Below are 18,309 nucleotides of genomic sequence, written 5' to 3'. Positions count from 1 at the left end.
AGGCATGAACCTCGCTGTCTCGACACCGCTTCCCTCCCCGCAGCCGGACCCGGGGCCCCTGGCCTGGGTCATCGAGCAAGTGCGCGAGAACCTGCTCGCCGCGCAAGCTGCGGTGCGCAAGCAACTGCAACTGCGCAGCTTGGCCCAGAGCGACGACGCCCAGCCCGCAGCGGGTCATCTGCTGCAGGCGCGCCATCAGGTGCACCAAGCCGCGGGGGCCATCGACCTGCTCGGCTATTTTTCGGCGGCGCGCCTGGCCCAGGCGGCGGAGCGGGTGCTCACCCGTTTCATCGAACAACCGGCCGATTTCGACACCTCGGTCCAGGCCACGCTCGAATCCGGCCTGTACGCCCTCCTCGATTACCTTGAAACCCAGCGCGGCGGCAAGCGGGAACCGGCGCTGAAGTTGTTCAAGCAATACCGCGCCCTGATGGAACTGGCGGGTGGCGAGACCGCCCATCCGGCCGATCTTTGGGACATCGACTGGACCTGGCCCGATCTGCCTGATGTCACGGCGGCAAGCCCGATGCTGCAGCCCAACGACCGCACCAACTACGAGCGTGCCCTGCTCGACCTGCTGCGCCAGCGTGATCTGCCTCAGACGGCGCGCGCGCTGCAATCCGTGGCGCGGCGCGCCGCGGCAAGCGCAAGCGGGCATGAGCAGGCCCTGTGGTGGTTGGCCGAGGGCTTTCTTGAAGCTCTGGCCCTGGACCTACTGCCTGTGGACGTGTACGCCAAGCGCTTGTGCAACCGGCTCAATCTGCAGCTCAAGGGCCTCATGGCCGGGCAGCAGCAGCCATCCAGGCGCCTCGCCCATGAGCTGCTCTTTTTCTGCAGCCAGGCCCTGGCAAAGGCGCGTGCGCAAGGCGTGCAAGTTGAAACATTGAGCGCCATCCAGGCCCGCATGCGTCTCCCCGTTGCGGGGGTCGTGGACTACCAGCGCACCTACTTCGGCCTGGTCGATCCGTCACTCATCCAGCAAGTGCGCAAGCGTATCGGGCTGGTCAAGGAGGGTTGGTCGCAGCTCAGCAACGAAGATTTCACCCGCCTCGGCAAGTTGGTGGAAGGCACCCAGTTGCTGGGACAGGCGCTGCGCGAGATCGCCCCCGGCGCCGAGTCCCTGACCGCCACCATCGAGCACATGGTGCGCGCCGTCTCCGAGCGCCGCGACCTGCTGACTCCCGAGCGCGTGATCGAGGTGGCGACCGCCCTGCTGTTCCTGGAAGCCTCGTTCGGCCATTTCCAGGCTGACGATGCTGAATTCCTGCAGCGCGCCAGCGAACTCGCTCGCCGACTCGACCGCAGCGCCGAAGGCGTGGCCGCCGGCACTTTCGCACCATGGATGGAAGAGCTCTACCGCAAGTCGTCCGAGAGCCAGACGATGGGGACGGTGGTGCAGGAGCTGCGCCACGACATGAGCACCGTCGAGCGCCTGCTTGACGCCTATTTCCGCGATCCGGCCACCCAGTCGGAGCTCGCGCCCGTGCCCAAGCTGCTGGCGCAAATGCGGGGTGTGCTGTCCGTGCTCGGCATGGACGTTGCGGCCCAGGCGCTGGGGCATATTCGCCAGACGGTTGAAGACCTCATGCTCAGTCCCCCGGACGAGCACCAGGCCCGCGAACCCCGAGGCGTGTTCGATCGCCTCGCCGGGAACATCGGCACCCTGGGTTTTCTTGTCGACATGCTGGTGTACCAGCCCGAGCTGGCGAAATCCCTGTTCAGTTTCGATGCGCAGAGCGGCGAATTGCGCGCCATCGTTCCCAGCGCTCCGCACACCGCACCGCCCAGTACGCACCAGGACTTGCAGCACCAGGCGACGCAACTCGCCGACGCGCTCGACCACGGGCTCGACCCCGCGCAAGCTGCCGGCCAGTTCGAGCGTCTGCGCATGGAGGCTGCGCTGGCACAAGAAAGCACCCTGTCAGCCAAGCTGGCGCAGGCACGCGAACTGCTCGGCTCGGGGCAAGATGTCTCGGCCGCGGCCGAACTGCTGCGCGCCCCGTGGACGCAGGCAGCAGATGCCGCCACACCCGTTGCAACGGCCACACCGGTCACACCCGCCACTGCGGCGCCCGACGCGCCGGCCGCACCAAGCTTCGACGCCCCCACAGAGCCTGGTGGCGCAGATGGTGACGACGACCTGCTCGACATCTTTCTCGAGGAGGCTGACGAAGTCATCGCCGCAGGCCGGATTGGCGTGGCCCAGCTCTCCACCAACCCTTCCGACGACGGCACGCTCACTGCGGTGCGCCGCGCTTTCCACACACTCAAGGGCAGCTCGCGCATGGTCGGGCTCACCGATTTCGGCGAAGCCGCCTGGGCGCTGGAACAGGTCTTCAACCAGGTGCTGGCGGAGCAACTGCCCATCACAACACCCGCGCTCGAACTCGCGCAGCACACCTTGACCGAGCTGGACGCCTGGACGCGCGCCCTGCGCACGGGCACGGCTGCGCAGCATTCGAGCACCGCCATCTGCGCCGCAGCACGCCGTCTGCGCGGGCTGCCCGCGGAAGGCGCCGCGGTTGCGGCGCCGCTGACAGCGGCAACGGCAATGGCCAGCGCCGCAAGTCCGGTTGAAGCACAAGCACGAATGCCCGAGGTCGAGATTCCCGATCCCGACTTTGTCGATACTTGGTCCACAGGCTTACCTCCAGTTGTTGAAGAGGATGATGCTGGCGAGGATCAGGCTGCGACCCACATGCCGATGCCCGTCGCTGAGGCGAATGGTTTCACCGACGCATCGGCAAACTTCGAGCTGACGCCGTGGACCGCGCCTGAACAGCCGGAGCAGCAAGCCGTAGACATTGCGCTGCAGCTGCAACCCCTGGACTTGCCGGCGCTCGATCTGCACCTGCCTGACGCCGCGCTCCTGGATCTCGACTTCACTCCCACGGCTGCCGAGGCCCCGGCGGTGAAGCCGGCGGAGCCCGCCGCCGGCCATGAGCATGCAAGCGCTACGCCAGCAAGCGAAGCCTCTGCCACGGTTGAAATGCAGGAACTTGATGCGCTGGCCTTCGACCGTCTGTTCCCCGGCGCGCCCGGCTTCGATTCACAACCTTCGACCGCGCCGACCGATCTTCTCACGCCGCAAGCATCGACCTTCGTCCATCGGCCCGACGCTGCCGGCGAGGCCGCAGACACGCCCAGCGCCGCAAATGCGGAACAACACGACGCGGCACAAACCGCTGCCCATGTTGCGCAGCCCACGTCGCCGCCGCATGTCCCCCATGCGCCTGACGCACCGCTGGCGCAGGTCTACACGCTCGACGTCCATCGCCCCACCCAGCCGACTCCGGACGAGAACATCAAGGTCGTCGGCGATCTGCGCATCCCCATCCCGCTCTACAACATCTACTTGAACGAGGCCGACGAACTGGTGCGCCGACTCGGCGCCGACATCGCCGCCTGGTCATTGCAGCCATCCAGCCTCGTGACTGAAGACGTCACCGCCCTGGCCCATCAACTGCGCGGCAGTTCCCGTACCGTGGGCCTGCAAAGCGTGGGGCAGTTGGCCGAGCAGATGGAAGAGGCGCTGCGCTTGCAGCACGGCCACCCTGCCGCATTTGGATCGGCGGACGTCGAACTGCTGGTTCAAGCCACCGAAGAAATACGCCGCCTGCTGCACCAGTTCGCTGCAGGTTTCCTGCGCCCAGCCCAGCAAGATATGGTCGAGGCACTGCAAGCGCTGGTGCACCGTATGCAGCATCTCGGCGCCCAACCCAAGGCTGACGCGCACGAAGCCGGCACGGCGCAAAGCGGCGATGGCGCTGATGACGGTGACAGCACCGCGCATGCCGATGTGGAAGCGAATGTGGCGGTGACGAAGCACGCTGGGGACGTGGCACCCATTGCGGCAAGCGAGCTTGCCGAGGCCCTGGAAGAGCTGGGCAGCGCAGTTGCGCCCATGGCGCCCTCTGAAAGTACGATGACGGCCGCCGCCGACCCCACCCAGCGCGACAGCATCGACCCCGAGCTTTTCCCCATCTTCGAGGATGAGGCTTCCGAGTTGCTGCCTGGGCTTTCAGCTGCGCTGCGGCAATGGGAAAACAACCCGCGCGACCTCGCCGCGCCGAAGCAGGCCATGCGCCTGCTGCACACCTTCAAGGGCAGCGCGCGCATGGCTGGAGCCATGGCGCTCGGCGACCAGGCGCACAGCCTGGAGTCCGACATCGAAGCTCTGCTGAGTCTGGACACCGAGGCGCTGATCGAGTCCGATCTGATCGAACTCATCGCGCGACAAGATGCGATGAACACCCGCTTCGAGCGCCTGCGTGAAGCCAGCAGCCGCGGCGAAGCCGAACTGGGCGAGATTCACATCGAGCAGGGCTTGCAGGATGAAGCCGTGGAGCAGGCCACTGCGGCTCTGCACGCCACGTCTGCAGCGGCCGCTGCCCAAACCTCGCCGCCGGCGGCGAAGGTGGCCGCAGCATCCACATCCAATGCGCCAGAAGGCAAGGCAGCACCCCAGCCTCTGGCGATGACGCAGGCCGCACCCAGCGCCGGCCGGGTCGCCGCGCAGCCGGTGCGCGTGCGTGCCGCCCTGCTCGACCGCTTGGTGAACCAGGTGGGCGAGGTCAGCATTGCCCGCTCCCGCCTGGACAACGAGTTCGGCCTGATCCGTTCCAGCACCCGCGACCTCGGCGACAACCTCGAACGCCTGCGCACCCAGGTGCGCGACATCGAGTTGCAGGCCGACGCGCAAATGGCGGCGCGCGCGCAATCCGCACGCGAAGATGGCCGCGACTTCGACCCGCTCGAGTTCGACCGTTTCACCCGCTTCCAGGAACTCACCCGCATGATGGCCGAGTCGGTGAACGACCTGGCGCTGGTGCAGACCACCCTGAGCCGCACGCTGCAATCCACCGACGACAACCTGGCCCGCCAGGCACGGCTCACACGCGAGTTGCAACGCGACCTGCTGCGCACCCGCATGGTCGAGTTCGACAGCATTTCCGAGCGGCTGTACCGCACCGTGCGCCAGGCCGGCAAGGACGCCGGCAAACCCGTGCGCCTGGACATCCTCGGCGGCAATATCGAAATCGACCGTGGCGTGCTCGACCGCATGGCCGGCACCTTCGAGCACATCCTGCGCAATGCCGTGGCCCACGGGCTGGAGAGCGCCGCAAAGCGCGAAGCTGCGGGCAAGCCGGCTGCCGGCACCATCACGCTCAAGCTGCGCCAGGAAGGCAGCGAAGTCGTGGTGTCCATCGCCGACGACGGCGCCGGGCTTGACTATGCCGCGATCGAGCGCAAGGCCCGCGCCACCGGCCTGCTCGGCAGCGACGAGACTGCCGACGAAGCCCACCTGCGCGAACTCATTTTCCGCCCCGGTTTTTCCAGCATGGAACAAACTTCGGAGATCGCCGGGCGTGGTGTCGGGCTGGACGTGGTGCGCACCGACACGCGCGCCCTCGGTGGCCGTGTCGAGCTTGAATCCAAGCCCAAGCTGGGCAGCACCTTCACCTTGGTGCTACCGCTGACCACGGCCGTCACCCAGGTTGTGCTGCTGCGCGCCGGCACCAAAGTGTTTGCCGCTCCCGCCAGTCTCGTGGACCTGGTGCTGCGTCTGAAACCGGCCGATGTGGCAGCCGCGGCCGCACGCCAGCAACTGCTGCATGCCGGCCAGGATCTGCCCTTCTTCTGGCTCGGCGCCCTCACGGCCGACTCGGGTGCGAGCACCGAAGCCCCCGGCCGCACCATTCCGATCGTGCTCATTCGCAGTGCGGCGCAGCGCCTGGCGCTGCAAGTCGATGAAGTGCTGGGTAACCAGGAAGTGGTGGTCAAGAACCTGGGGCCGCAGCTCTCACGCGTGTCCGGCGTGGCCGGCATTTCCGTGTTGCCCAACGGCAATCTGGTGCTGATCTACAACCCCGTTGCGCTGGCCGCGGTTTATGGCGAACAAGCTGTGGGCCTGATGGCACAGGCCGCGAGCGCGCAAACCGCAGCAGCGCCTGCACCCACGGCGCCGTCGCCATCGTCCTCCACGCCTGTTCTTGCCGGGACCGCCGCTCCTGCCGTGCCGGCGCACGCTGCCGGCAACACCGTGCTGGTGGTGGACGACTCCATCACCGTGCGCCGCGTCACCCAGCGTTTCCTCAGCCGCAACGGCTACACCGTGGTGCTGGCCAAAGACGGGTTGGACGCGCTGGAGCAGTTGCAGGGCGCGTTGCCCGACGTGGTGCTCACCGACATCGAAATGCCGCGCATGGACGGCTTCGACCTCACGCGCAACATTCGCGCCGACGAACGCACCCGCCACCTGCCGGTCATCATGATCACCTCGCGCATTGCCGACAAGCATCGCAACTACGCGCAGGAACTGGGCGTGAACCACTACCTCGGCAAGCCCTATTCGGAAGACGAACTCCTGGGCTTGATTCGGCGCTACATGGCCCAGACCCTGCTGCACTGACGCTGGAGCAGGCCTGGTCGGCGCGCCGCAGCGGCGTGCGCTGCCGCCTCGAGCGAAGTCAACTCAGCTCCGGCTTTTGTCCTTCACCACGGCATAGCGCTGCAAGGTGCGGGCGCGGGCCTCGGCATGGTCCACCACTGGGGTGGGATAGTTCACGCCCAGCCGCACGCCAGCCTGTTGCAGCGCCAGCGGCGCGGCCAACCACGGGGCATGGATGTCCGCGTCCGACAGGCCCGCAAGCTCGGGCACGTAGCGCCGGATGAAGCGCCCTTGGGCGTCAAATTTCTCGCTTTGCGCTACCGGGTTGAAGATGCGGAAGTACGGCTGCGCGTCGCAACCCGTGGAGGCCGCCCATTGCCAGCCACCGTTGTTGGCCGAGAGGTCGTAGTCGTTGAGCTTGAGGGCGAAATAGCGTTCGCCCAGGCGCCAGTCCAGCCCCAGGTCCTTGGTGAAAAAGCTGGCCGCCACCATGCGCAGCCGGTTGTGCATATAGCCCGTGGTGTTCAGTTGGCGCATGGCCGCGTCCACCAGCGGGTAGCCGGTGCGGCCCTCGCACCAGGCGGCATGTAAGGCGGGGGCGTGGTCCCAGGCGATGCGGTCGTACTCCGGCTTGAAGGCATGGCCCACCACCTGGGGGTGGTGGTGCAGGATCTGGACGTAGAAATCGCGCCAGATCAGCTCGCTCAGCCAAGTGGCAGCTCCCTGGCTGCCGGCCTGCGCCCGCTGCCAGGCCGCACGCGCCAGTTCGCGCACGCTGATGGTGCCAAAGCGCAGATGCACCGACAGATAGCTCGTGCCCTTGACGGCGGGATAGTCGCGCGCCTGGGCGTAAGCGTCGATGCGCGGCAGGAAGTCCGCGAATAGGGCCTGCGCCCCGCTGGCCCCTGCAGGCAGGCCCGGAGGCAAGCTGGCGGCCGCGAAGCCCAGTTCGTGCAGGCTTGGCATGGACTGCGCTGCCGAAACGGGCCAGAGCTGATGCGGCAGGCGCACCGCGTCGCGCGCCGCCAGGTCTTGCGGCCCCACGCCCTTGAGCCACGCATTTTTGTAGGGCGTGAATACGCTGTAGGGCTTGCCCTGGCCGGTCAGCAGCGCGTCGGGCTGCAGCAGAACCTGGTCGTGAACGCCGTGAAACTCCACCCCCTGGCCGGCGAGCAGGCCGGCAACCTCGGCGTCGCGCTGTACGGCGCTGGGTTCATCGTCGCGGTTGGCGTACACCGCCCTCGCGCCAATGCGGGCGGCCAGGCGCGGGATGCAGTCCACCGCCCGTCCGTGCTCCACCAGCAAGGCCGAACCCATCTGGCGCAAGGCCAGGTCCAGTTCGTGCAGGCTTTGGTGGATGAAGGTCAGGCGCCGATCCGCCTTCGCGCCCTGCTGCAGCAAGGGCTGGAGGATGTCGGTATCGAACACGAAGCCGAACGCCACTTGCGCGCCCTGCGCCAGCGCGCGATGCAAGGCGGTGTGATCGCTCAGCCGCAGATCGCGCCGCAGCCAGACCAGATTGGGCCCACGCACCTGGGAAGCGGTCTGGGTAGGCGGCATGGACATGATGGTTGTAGCCTGCTTGGCAATCGTGCGCCGCGATAATATGGCGGCATGAATCCCCGTGCCGACGCCTCCAATCTGAGCCACCAGTTTCTCATCGCCATGCCCGGCATGGCTGGCTCCACTTTCTCCGGCAGCGTCATCTATGTCTGCGAGCATTCATCGCGCGGCGCGCTCGGCCTGGTGGTGAATCGCCCGACCGACATCGCCCTGAAAGACTTGTTCGACCGCGTCGACCTGCCGCTCGACCAACCTCAGCTCGCGTCGCAGACGGTGTATTACGGTGGCCCGGTGCAAACCGAACGCGGTTTCGTACTGCACGATCCCACCGACAAGAGCTACGCCTCCACCCTGCCCATCCCCGGCGGCCTGCAGATGACCACCTCGAAGGACGTGCTGGAGCACATCTCCGCGGGCGATGGCCCGGCGCGCTTCTTCGTCGCCCTGGGCTACTCGGGCTGGAGCGCCGGGCAGTTGGAAGACGAAATCGCCCACAACGGCTGGCTCACCGTGGAGGCAGATGCCGCCATCGTGTTCGACATTCCGGTGGAGCACCGCTTCGAGGCAGCCATGTCGCTCATGGGCATTTCCACCTTGAGCCTGTCGCAAACGGCCGGACATGCCTGAAACCCTGGCAGCCGCCGGCAGCGGCAGCCCGCCTGCCGCTGTCATCACCGGCGTGGTCATGGGTTTCGATTTCGGCGAAAAGCTCATCGGCGTGGCCATCGGCAACACCATCACCGCCAGCGCCCGGCCGCTGCAAAGCGTGCGGGCCGAACGGCGCGAGGCCAAATTCGACGCCATCGGCCAGCTCATCGCGCAATGGGAGCCGGTGCAGCTCGTCGTCGGCCTGCCCCTGTCGCGCGAAGGCGGGGAACAATTGCGCACCACCCAGGCACGCCGCTTCGCCAACCAGTTGCACGGCCGCTTCAAACTGCCGGTGGCGATGGTCGACGAGCGCTACACCTCGCGTGGCGCCGAAGACGCCGGCGCGCAGGATGTGGATGCGGAATCCGCCCGCCTGATTCTGGAACAATTTCTCCAAGCCACGCCATGACGATGCCCAACCCGCCCGACGCCGAAGCCCTCTACGCGCACCTGCTGGCGTTGGTGCGCGTCTGGGCGGTGCAGCAAAGCGCGGAGCCCGCCATCGTCGGCATCTACTCCGGCGGCGCCTGGCTGGCCGAGCGCCTGCATGCCGATCTGGCGCTGTCCACTCCTTTCGGCGTGGTCTCGTCCACCTTCCATCGCGACGATTTCGCCACCCGCGGCCTGCACCCCAGCGCCAACCGCACCACCCTGCCCTTCGACGTCGACGACCGCGCCATCCTGCTGGTGGACGACGTGCTCTACACCGGCCGCACCACCCGCGCGGCGATCAACGAGCTGTACGACTTCGGCCGTCCGGCACGCGTGGACCTGGCCGTGCTGGTGGACCGCGGCGGGCGCGAATTGCCTATCTGCGCCCAGCTTTGCGCCGCCCACATCGAGCTGCCCGCAGCCCACATGCTGGCGCTGGAGCGCGACGAAACCCAGGCCGAGGCCATGCGCCTGGCCTTTCGCCTGGAGTCCAAGGCTTGAACACGATGCCCCCTCAACTCAACAGCCACGGCGAGTTGCGCCACCTGCTCAGCACCGAAGGCCTGCCGCGCGAGGTGCTGCTGCGCATCCTCGACACCGCCCAGGGCTTCGTCAGCTTCGGCGACCGCGAGGTGAAAAAAGTCCCGCTGCTGCGGGGCAAGAGCGTGTTCAACCTGTTTTTCGAGAATTCCACCCGCACCCGCACCACGTTCGAGATCGCGGCGCAGCGGCTCTCGGCCGACGTGTTCAACCTCGACATCCAGCGCTCCAGCGCCTCCAAGGGCGAGTCGCTGCTCGACACCATCGCCAACCTGGTGGCGATGGACGCCGACATCTTCGTCGTGCGCCACGCCCAGAGCGGCGCGCCCTACCTCATCGCCCAGCACACCCCGCCGCATGTGCATGTGGTCAACGCCGGCGACGGCCGCCACGCCCATCCCACGCAGGGGCTGCTGGACATGACCACCATCCGCCACTACAAGCCCGACTTCACGGCGCTCACCGTGGCCATCGTCGGTGACATCGTGCATTCGCGCGTGGCGCGCTCGGCCATCCACGCCCTCACCACCCTGGGCGTGCCGGAGGTTCGCGCCGTGGGACCGAAAACCCTGGTGCCCGGCGACCTGCGCCCGATGGGCGTACGCGTGTGCCACGACATCCGCGAGGGACTGCGGGACGCCGACGTGGTGATGATGCTGCGCCTGCAGAACGAACGCATGTCCGGCGGACTGCTGCCCTCGGCCAGCGAGTTCCACATGATGTACGGCCTCACGCCCGAGCGCCTGGCGCTGGCCAAGCCCGATGCCATCGTCATGCACCCGGGCCCGATCAACCGCGGCGTGGAAATCGACTCGTCGGTGGCCGACGGCGGCCAGAGCGTCATCCTGCCGCAGGTGCGCTTCGGCATCGCCGTGCGCATGGCGGTGCTGTCCATCATCGCCAACGCCAGCGCCTGAGGCCGCCATGACCCATCCCCATCACATCCTCGTCCGCGGCGGCACCCTCATCGACCCGGCCAGTGGCCTGCAAGCTGCCGGCGATGTCGCCATCGCCGGCGAAACCATCGTCACTGTCGGCCGCGCGCCCGAGGGCTTCGTGCCCGACCAGACCATCGACGCCCGCGGCTGCCTGATCATGCCGGGCCTGGTGGATCTGTGCGCCCGGCTGGGCGAGCCCGGCGGCGAGGCGGCCGGGCTGCTGGATTCCGAACTCGCGGCAGCGGCTGCCGGCGGCGTCACCCGCGTGGTCTGCCCGCCCGACACCGACCCCGTGCTCGACGAACCCAGCCTGGTGGAAATGCTGCGCTGGCGGGCACGGCGCATCAAGCGCTCACGGGTGTACCCGCTCGGCGCGCTCACCGTGGGGCTCAAAGGCGAACGCCTGGCAGAAATGGCCTCGCTGGTGAAGGCCAGTTGCATCGGGCTGTCCCAGGCCGACATGCCGGTGGCCGATACGCAACTGCTTTACCGCGCCCTGCAATACGCTAGCACCTTCGGCTACAAGGTCTGGCTGCGCCCGCTGGATGCCCACCTCGGCCGCGGCGTGGCCGCAAGCGGCGCCTACGCCCAGCGCCTGGGCCTCGCGGGCGTGCCGGTGATGGCCGAGACCATCGCCCTGCACACCCTGTTCGAGCTGGTGCGCGCGACCGGCTGCGCCGTGCATGTCAGCAAACTGTCGAGCGCCGCCGGCGTGGAACTCCTGCGCCGGGCCAAGGCCGAGGGGCTCCCGGTGACGGCCGACGTGTCGATGCACAACCTCCTGCTCACCGACCTGGACATCGGCTATTTCGACGCGCGCATGCGGCTCGACCCCCCGCTGCGCCAGGAAGCCGACCGCGCCGCGCTGCTGCAAGGCCTGGCCGACGGCACCATCGACGCCCTGTGCTCCGACCACACCCCGGTGGGCAGCGACGACAAGATTCTGCCCTTCGCCGAGGCCACGCCCGGCGCCACCGGACTCGAACTGCTGCTGCCCGCCGTGCTGGCTTATGCGCGGCAAAGCCGGCTCGGTCTGCCCCAGGCGCTGGCGGTTGCCACCAGCCGCGCCGCAGCGGCCGCCAGGCTGGCGCCCTTGCAACTGCAGCCCGGTGCGGCGGCGGAACTCATCGTCGTCGACCCCGAAGCCCGCTGGCATGCCACCCCGGAGCAATTGCGCAGCGGCATCAAACACACCCCACTGGCCACGCTGGAACTCAGCGGCCGGGTACGCACCACCATCATCGACGGACGCATCATCTTCGATGCTCCGGCCGCTAACGCGTTGCGCAATGAGCGCAACAACCCATCGCACGGCGCGCAGAACACACCCTCGGGCGCTGCAACCCACCCCGATCCCGCCGCATGAGGGGCGCGCTGCGCCTGGTGTGGATGCTGTTGCGCATCGCCGTGCTGATGACCCGCGGGGTCATCAGCCTGCGGCGCTTTTCCATGCGCACGCCGCAACAGCAGCAAGACGCCATCCGCGATTGGTCGCAGCGCATGCTGCGTGCGTGCCGCGTCGAGATTGAAACGCGAGGCCAGCTGCAGCCGCCGCCCTGCCTGCTCGCCATCAACCATGTCTCGTGGCTGGACATCATCGCCCTGAACGCCATCCAGCCCACCCGCTTCGTCGCCAAGTCCGACATCGACCGCTGGCCCCTGCTCGGTACGCTGGCGCGCGGTGCGGGCACGCTGTTCATCGAGCGCGAACGCCCGCGCGACGCCATGCGCGTCATGCACCACATGGCCGAGGCGCTGCGCCAGGGCCAGCGCCTCAGCGTCTTCCCCGAAGGCACCACGTCCGACGGCCGCGAAATCCTGCCGCTGCACGCCAACCTGTTCCAGGCCGCCGTCAGCAGTTGCACCCCGGTGCAACCCGTGCTGCTGCGCTACCTCGACGCGCGCAGCGGGCGCTATGCCCGCGCTCCGGCCTATGTGGGCGACGAAACCATGCTCGGCACCCTCTGGCGCATGGCTTGCGCCGGGCCGCTGCGCGTCCAGATCCAGTTCCTGAGCGCACTTGAAAACACCGACCGCCGCGCCCTGTCCGAGGCCGTGAAGTCAGCATTGAGCCAGGCTCTGGCGAGCGCGCACAACGCCGCGCCTGGCAAGCATCACCCTCTACAATCGCCGCCTGCCTCGCCGTAGTTCAATGGATAGAACGGGCCCCTCCTAAGGGCCAGATGTGGGTTCGATTCCCGCCGGCGAGACCATGCTCGAGCCAAGCACCCAGGCCCAGGGGAACCGCACGATCAAACCCCCACTTGCCCCGGAATCGGCGGCACGTCGATGCGCACGTCCCCGCATTGCGCACGATGCCGCAGCGCATGATCCATCAGCACGATGGCCAGTAGTGCTTCGGCGATGGGCGTGGCGCGTATGCCCACGCAAGGGTCGTGGCGGCCGAAGGTTTCCACCACGGTGGGCTGGCCCGCGCGGTCGATGGAGCGACGCGGCAAACGAATGCTGGAGGTGGGTTTGATGGCGATCGACACCGTCACCGGCTGGCCGCTGCTGATGCCACCCAGCACGCCGCCGGCGTGGTTGCCGACGAAGCCTTGCGGCGTGAGTTCGTCGCCATGCTCGCTGCCTCTTTGCGCGACACTGGCAAAGCCGGCGCCGATTTCCACGCCCTTCACCGCGTTCAAGCCCATCATGGCATGGGCGATGTCGGCGTCGAGCTTGTCATAGAGCGGCTCGCCCCAGCCTGCCGGCACGTTCAGCGCCTCCACGTAAAGCCGCGCGCCGCAGGAGTCGCCGGCCTTGCGCAGCTTGTCCATATAGGCCTCGAGCTCGGGCACGATGACGGCGTTGGGGGCGTGGAACGCATTGCCGGGCACGTCGTCCCAGTTGACGAAGGGAATGCTCACCGTGCCCACTTGCTGCATGCAGCCACGCACCTGAATGCCATGATGCGCCTGCAGCCATTTTTTCGCGATAGCCCCGGCAGCGACGATGGGCGCGGTGAGCCGCGCCGACGAGCGCCCACCGCCACGCGGGTCGCGCAGGCCGTATTTGCGCCAGTAGGTGTAGTCCGCATGGCCAGGACGGAAGGAATCGAGAATGTTGCCGTAGTCCTTGCTGCGCTGGTCGGTGTTGCGGATGAGCATGGCGATGGGCGTGCCGGTGGTCTGGCCCTCGAACACGCCGGAGAGGATTTCGACCTGGTCGGCCTCCTGCCGCTGCGTGACGTGGCGCGAAGTGCCGGGACGACGACGGTCGAGGTCGGGCTGGATGTCGGCCTCCGACAGCGCCATGCCGGGCGGGCAGCCGTCGACGACACAGCCAATCGCGGGGCCATGGGACTCACCAAAGGTGGTGACGGCGAAGAGCAAACCGAGCGTGTTTCCGGACATGCGGGCATTGTAGGCAGGCGCTCCCGGCGGCCAAATGGTCACGCCCAGCCGAGCAATCGCGTGCCTTGATAGAACGCCAGCGACACCATCCAGGCCAGGCCCAGCGACCAGCCCAGACTGAGCCAGGTGTAGGCATTGCTTTTCGACTCGCTGCGCAATGCGGCCACCGTGGACAGGCAAGGCGTGTAGATCAGCGTGAACAGCATGAAACTGTAGGCCGCGGCGGGGGTGATTTGCGCGGCAACGGCGTGCTGCAAGGCGTCGCCCTGCAGGCCGTAGATCACGGCCAGCGAGCCAATGACGATTTCCTTGGCGACGAAGCCGAAGATGAGGGCGATGATCAGTTCCGGCGGAATGCCCAGCGGCGCGAAGGCCGGATGCAGCGCATGCCCCACCCAGCCGGCCAGGGTGTGGGGTCCGGCGGTAGGCTGACCCGGCGGCAGGTTGGTCAGCATCCACACCAGCACCACGCCGATGACGATGAACTTGGTGGCGCGGTGCAGGAAGTGGTGAATTTCGCCCCAGGCACGCAACAGAATTTGTCGCATCGTGGGCAGGCGGTACGGCGGCAGCTCCAGCACGAAGGGTTCGTTACTGGGGTAGCGCTGCTTGAACAACAGGGCCGAGGCGAACGTAGCAGCGAAGCTCACGCCGTAAAGGCTCAGCAGCACCCAGGGCGCCACGCGCGGCGAGAACAGCGCGGCAATGATGAACAGGAACACCTGCAGCCGCGCCGAGCACAGTGAGAACGGAATGATGAGCATGGTGAGCAGGCGCAGGCCGCGCGAGCGCATCACCCGCGTGCCCATGAGCGCCGGCACATTGCAGCCGAAGCCCATGAGCAGCATGACGAAGCCGCGCCCGTCCAGCCCCATGCGCGACATCAAGCTGTCGGTGAGGAAGGCGGCGCGCGAGAAATAGCCGCTCTCCTCGATCAGGGTCATGAACACGAAGAACAGCATGATGACCGGCACGAAGGCCGCCACCGTGCTCAAGCCGTTGTAGATGCCGTCGAGCAGCAGGCCGCTGAACCAGGCCGGTGCTGCGGCCAGGGTCGGCGCCAGAACCTGCACGCGCAGCTGGTCGAACACCCAGCCCAGACCCTCCTGCAGCGGTGCGCCGAGCGTGAACACGGCGTTGAACACCAGTGCCATGAAGGCCAGGAATAGCGGCGGCCCGATCCACGGATGCATCACCCAGTGGTCGATGCGCTGGGCCCAGGTGTCGGGCAGGCGGGTTGGCAGTTGCACGGCCGCCGATAGCGCCGCCCGGGCACCTTCTTGCCCGTCCCGCCGCTGCTCGAGTCCGGCACGGGCTTGCTCGAGCGCAAGGGGGGTGGAGGTCTCCAGGGCCTGCCCCAGCAGTTGCAGCGCCTGGGGATAACCGCGACCGTATTTGGCGCTGAGGCTGGCCACCGGCACACCCAGCGCGGCTTGCAGCTTGACGGGGTCGATGCCCACGCCATAACGCTCGGCCTCGTCGGCCATGTTCAACAGCACGATGCAGGGAAAGCCGCTGTCACGGACCTGCACGGCCAGGGCGAGTTGACGGTCGATCTGCGTGGCATTGATGACGACGGCGACGAGATCCACGCTCTGGCTCTGCAGAAAACGCTGCACCGCGTTTTCGTCTTCGGTCAGGCCTTGCAGATCGTAGATGCCGGGCAGATCGACGATCTGCGCCATGTGGCGGCCCAGAGGTATGCGCGCAGAAGCGAGCTCGACCGTCAACCCGGGCCAGTTGCCGACCCGCGCCGAAGCACCGGTGAGCCGGTTGAACAGGGTGGACTTGCCCGTGTTGGGCATGCCCACCAGGGCGATGCGCTTCATGCTCGGGGCGACGCGATCGACGGCACGGGGCGCGAGGCGCCCGCGGACGCTGTTTGCATCACGTGAGACGGAACGACCTCGACATGGCGCGCGTCGGCACGGCGCAGGAAGAGTTCCGTGGTGCCAATACGCACATGGATGGGCCCGCGAAAACGGGCCTGGCGCAACACCAGCAGTTGATTGCCGGCGCGCAAACCCAGTGCGGCCAAGCGGTGCATCAGTGCGCCTTCGGCACGCACCTCGGTGACGATGGCCAGTGCGCCGGGGTGCAGCGATGCGAGCGTGTTCATGGTGGCTGGACGGTTTGCCGGTTGCGCGCGAGGCCGAGAGCGCTCCGCGGTGTTGAATCATGCCAAGAGAATGCGAATGATTCTTATCCTATCAGGGCCGTCAGCCATACGCCATGATTCCGGTCAAACAAAAGGGGCTTGGCGGCAATCCCGCTCACCTGCCCTGCGGGTTAGGGCCTGTTCACGCTATTGCTGCACCCGAAGTCGACCGCGCCTGCAAGGCCTGCAAAAGCTTGGCGTGAATGCCGCCGAAACCACCATTGCTCATCACCAGAATGTGGTCGCCGGGTTGGGCTTCACGAGTGACGTCGGCCACCAGCGCACCGAGATCGGCATGCGCGCGCGCACGCGGTCCCAACGGGGCCAAGGCCTCCGCCAGATCCCAGTCCAATCCCCCGCTGTAGCCGAAGCTCAGGTCAGCCTCTTGCAGGGCTTCGGGCAACCGGCTCTTGATGATGCCCAGCTTCATGGTGTTGGAACGCGGCTCGAACACCGCCAGGATGCGGCCGCGCCCGCGGGTGCCGCGGCGCAAACCGGCGATGGTGGTGGCGATGGCCGTGGGGTGATGGGCAAAGTCGTCGTACACCGCCACGCCGCCGGCTTCGCCACGCCATTCCATGCGGCGCTTGACGCCGCCGAACACACTGAGTGCCTCGCAAGCAAGCCCTGCCGACACGCCAGTGTGGCGCGCAGCGGCAATGGCGGCGAGGGCATTGGCGCGGTTGTGCGCGCCCATCAGGCGCCAGCGCACTTCGCCTTGGCGCTGGCGTTGCCAGAACACGCGGAAATCCTGTTCACCGCCTTCGGCGCTCCAGCCCTGCTGGGCGGTGGCGTCAAAATGTTCCACCGCGCTCCAGCAACCCCGCGCCAACACCCGATCCAGCGCCGCACTGCCGGCCTGCACCAGCAGTTTTCCGCTGCCGGGCACAGTACGCACCAGGTGGTGAAACTGGATTTCGATCGCCGTCAAGTCAGGAAAGATGTCGGCGTGGTCATACTCCAGATTGTTGAGCACGGCGGTGCGCGGACGGTAATGCACGAATTTGGAGCGCTTGTCGAAAAACGCGGTGTCGTATTCGTCGGCCTCGACCACGAAAAACGGGGCCTCGCCAAGGCGCGCGGTCTCGCCGAAGTCCACCGGCGCGCCACCAATGAGAAAGCCCGGTTTCAAACCAGCATGCTCCAAAATCCAGGCCAGCATCGAGGTGGTCGTGGTTTTGCCGTGGGTTCCGGCCACGGCCAGGGTCCAGCGTCCGGCCAACACATGCTCGGCCAACCATTGCGGGCCGCTGGTGTAGGGCTGGCCGGCGTCGAGAATGGCTTCCAGCAGCGGGTTGCCGCGCGACACGGCGTTGCCGATGACCCAGAGGTCGGGCTGCAGCGCCAATTGATCGGCACCGTAGCCCTCGATCGACCGGATGCCCAGTTGTTCGAGCTGCTCGCTCATGGGGGGATACACATGGGCGTCGCAGCCTGTGACCCGATGACCGCAAGCCTGCGCCAGCGCGGCGATGCCGCCCATGAACGTGCCACAAATACCGAGAATATGGATATGCATCGGGCCATTGTAGAAAGCGCCCAGGCCGGTTCCAGGCCATGATTCCCCAGCAAACTCCGAGCAGACGCGTCAGCCGACATAGGCGGATACACTGCCCCGCATGAATGCTTTACGGGAAGAACTCGCGGCCACTGCCGCCCGGCTCATCGTGGAAGATGGGCTGGATTACCTCACCGCCAAGCGCAAGGCCGTTCACCAACTGTTGGGCGCCGGCGCCCACCCCGAGGCGCGGCCTGACAACGACGATGTGCAGGCCCAGGTTCAGCTGTATCTGGCCCTGTTCCATGGCGATGAACACCCCAGGCTGTTGTGGAATCTGCGCCGCGCCGCGCTGCGACTGATGGAGGAATTCGCCGAATTCAGGCCGCATCTGGCTGGCGCCGTATGGAACGGAACCGCCACCGCGCACTCTGCCCTGCATCTGCTGCTGTTCTCGGACGACGCCAAGGCCGTGGAAATCCACTGCATCAACCGCAACATCCCTTACCACGTGGGCGAGGCGCCCCACTTCGCCGGCAAACAACCCGTGGAACGACTGGATTTTGAATGGCCTTTGCACGCTGATGGAGTTTCCACGAAGCCTTCCACCGTGACCGCCACCCTAAGTCTCTATCCGCTCAAAGACGAGCGTGGCGTCCTCCTGCGCGCCTCCCGGTCCAGCAGCAAACAAGCCGAGCGCGGCACGCTGCAGGCGGTGCGCGCACTCGTCGCGGCCGGTCCCGTCTCAACGAACACAGAAGGAGTTCAACTTTGAAACAGACGAA

At 67.1% G+C, this 18,309-nt stretch carries 13 protein-coding genes and 1 tRNA gene; 9 read left to right on the top strand and 5 right to left on the bottom strand.

Annotation, left to right across the window (positions count from 1 at the left end; all coding sequences use genetic code 11):
- Positions 1 to 4: 4 nt before the first annotated feature.
- Positions 5 to 6,412, top strand: a complete 6,408-nt coding sequence (locus tag THIX_RS07255) for an Hpt domain-containing protein (RefSeq protein WP_112485694.1) — start codon at positions 5 to 7, stop codon at positions 6,410 to 6,412.
- Between the two features lie 63 nt (positions 6,413 to 6,475).
- On the opposite strand, the gene THIX_RS07250 is transcribed toward THIX_RS07255, so the two are convergent.
- The gene (locus THIX_RS07250) at positions 6,476 to 7,957 is read right to left on the bottom strand and encodes a deoxyribodipyrimidine photo-lyase (protein ID WP_112485693.1); all 1,482 of its coding nucleotides are present in this window, start codon (positions 7,955 to 7,957) and stop codon (positions 6,476 to 6,478) included.
- 48 nt (positions 7,958 to 8,005) lie between these two features.
- Here THIX_RS07250 and THIX_RS07245 point away from each other — a divergent pair, with 48 nt between their 5' ends.
- From THIX_RS07245 to THIX_RS07215, 7 genes are all read left to right on the top strand, one after another.
- Complete coding sequence (locus THIX_RS07245) at positions 8,006 to 8,581, top strand: YqgE/AlgH family protein (RefSeq protein ID WP_112485692.1); 576 nt, start codon at positions 8,006 to 8,008, stop codon at positions 8,579 to 8,581.
- The gene (gene ruvX, locus THIX_RS07240; RefSeq protein WP_233224442.1) at positions 8,574 to 9,011 is read left to right on the top strand and encodes a Holliday junction resolvase RuvX; all 438 of its coding nucleotides are present in this window, start codon (positions 8,574 to 8,576) and stop codon (positions 9,009 to 9,011) included. Before THIX_RS07245 ends, ruvX begins: the two co-directional genes overlap by 8 nt.
- Complete coding sequence (pyrR, locus tag THIX_RS07235; RefSeq protein WP_112485691.1) at positions 9,008 to 9,535, top strand: bifunctional pyr operon transcriptional regulator/uracil phosphoribosyltransferase PyrR; 528 nt, start codon at positions 9,008 to 9,010, stop codon at positions 9,533 to 9,535. The genes ruvX and pyrR overlap by 4 nt, the downstream gene beginning before the upstream one ends.
- Before the next feature lie 5 nt (positions 9,536 to 9,540).
- On the top strand, positions 9,541 to 10,491 hold the full coding sequence (locus tag THIX_RS07230; protein ID WP_112485690.1) for an aspartate carbamoyltransferase catalytic subunit: 951 nt from the start codon (positions 9,541 to 9,543) through the stop codon (positions 10,489 to 10,491).
- Positions 10,492 to 10,498: 7 nt separating this feature from the next.
- Entirely contained in the window at positions 10,499 to 11,878 is a 1,380-nt protein-coding gene (locus tag THIX_RS07225; RefSeq protein WP_112485689.1) for a dihydroorotase, read from the top strand.
- Positions 11,875 to 12,660: a 1-acyl-sn-glycerol-3-phosphate acyltransferase gene (locus THIX_RS07220; protein ID WP_112485688.1), complete on the top strand. Its 786-nt coding sequence runs from the start codon at positions 11,875 to 11,877 to the stop codon at positions 12,658 to 12,660. The genes THIX_RS07225 and THIX_RS07220 overlap by 4 nt, the downstream gene beginning before the upstream one ends.
- Positions 12,651 to 12,725, top strand: a tRNA-Arg gene (locus THIX_RS07215). The genes THIX_RS07220 and THIX_RS07215 overlap by 10 nt, the downstream gene beginning before the upstream one ends.
- A 39-nt stretch (positions 12,726 to 12,764) precedes the next feature.
- On the opposite strand, the gene aroC is transcribed toward THIX_RS07215, so the two are convergent.
- From aroC to mpl, 4 genes are all read right to left on the bottom strand, one after another.
- Positions 12,765 to 13,868, bottom strand: a complete 1,104-nt coding sequence (gene aroC / locus THIX_RS07210) for a chorismate synthase (RefSeq protein WP_112488231.1) — start codon at positions 13,866 to 13,868, stop codon at positions 12,765 to 12,767.
- A 38-nt stretch (positions 13,869 to 13,906) separates the two neighbouring features.
- Positions 13,907 to 15,697: a ferrous iron transport protein B gene (gene feoB, locus THIX_RS07205; protein ID WP_112485687.1), complete on the bottom strand. Its 1,791-nt coding sequence runs from the start codon at positions 15,695 to 15,697 to the stop codon at positions 13,907 to 13,909.
- Complete coding sequence (locus tag THIX_RS07200; RefSeq protein ID WP_112485686.1) at positions 15,694 to 15,987, bottom strand: FeoA family protein; 294 nt, start codon at positions 15,985 to 15,987, stop codon at positions 15,694 to 15,696. Before THIX_RS07200 ends, feoB begins: the two co-directional genes overlap by 4 nt.
- Before the next feature lie 181 nt (positions 15,988 to 16,168).
- A complete protein-coding gene (gene mpl / locus THIX_RS07195; protein ID WP_112485685.1) occupies positions 16,169 to 17,545 on the bottom strand; it encodes a UDP-N-acetylmuramate:L-alanyl-gamma-D-glutamyl-meso-diaminopimelate ligase in 1,377 nt (458 codons plus the stop codon).
- Positions 17,546 to 17,645: 100 nt separating this feature from the next.
- On the opposite strand from mpl, the gene THIX_RS07190 reads away from it, so the two are divergent.
- Positions 17,646 to 18,299 (top strand): hypothetical protein, encoded by a 654-nt coding sequence (locus THIX_RS07190; protein WP_112485684.1) that lies wholly within the window; start codon positions 17,646 to 17,648, stop codon positions 18,297 to 18,299.
- The last annotated feature ends 10 nt before the right edge of the window (positions 18,300 to 18,309 follow it).

Origin of the sequence: Thiomonas sp. X19, assembly GCF_900089495.1 — a bacterium.
GTDB lineage: Bacteria > Pseudomonadota > Gammaproteobacteria > Burkholderiales > Burkholderiaceae_C > Thiomonas_A.
The sequence above is the reverse complement of the archived record's forward strand: the minus strand, read 5'-3'. Positions and strand labels throughout refer to the sequence as shown.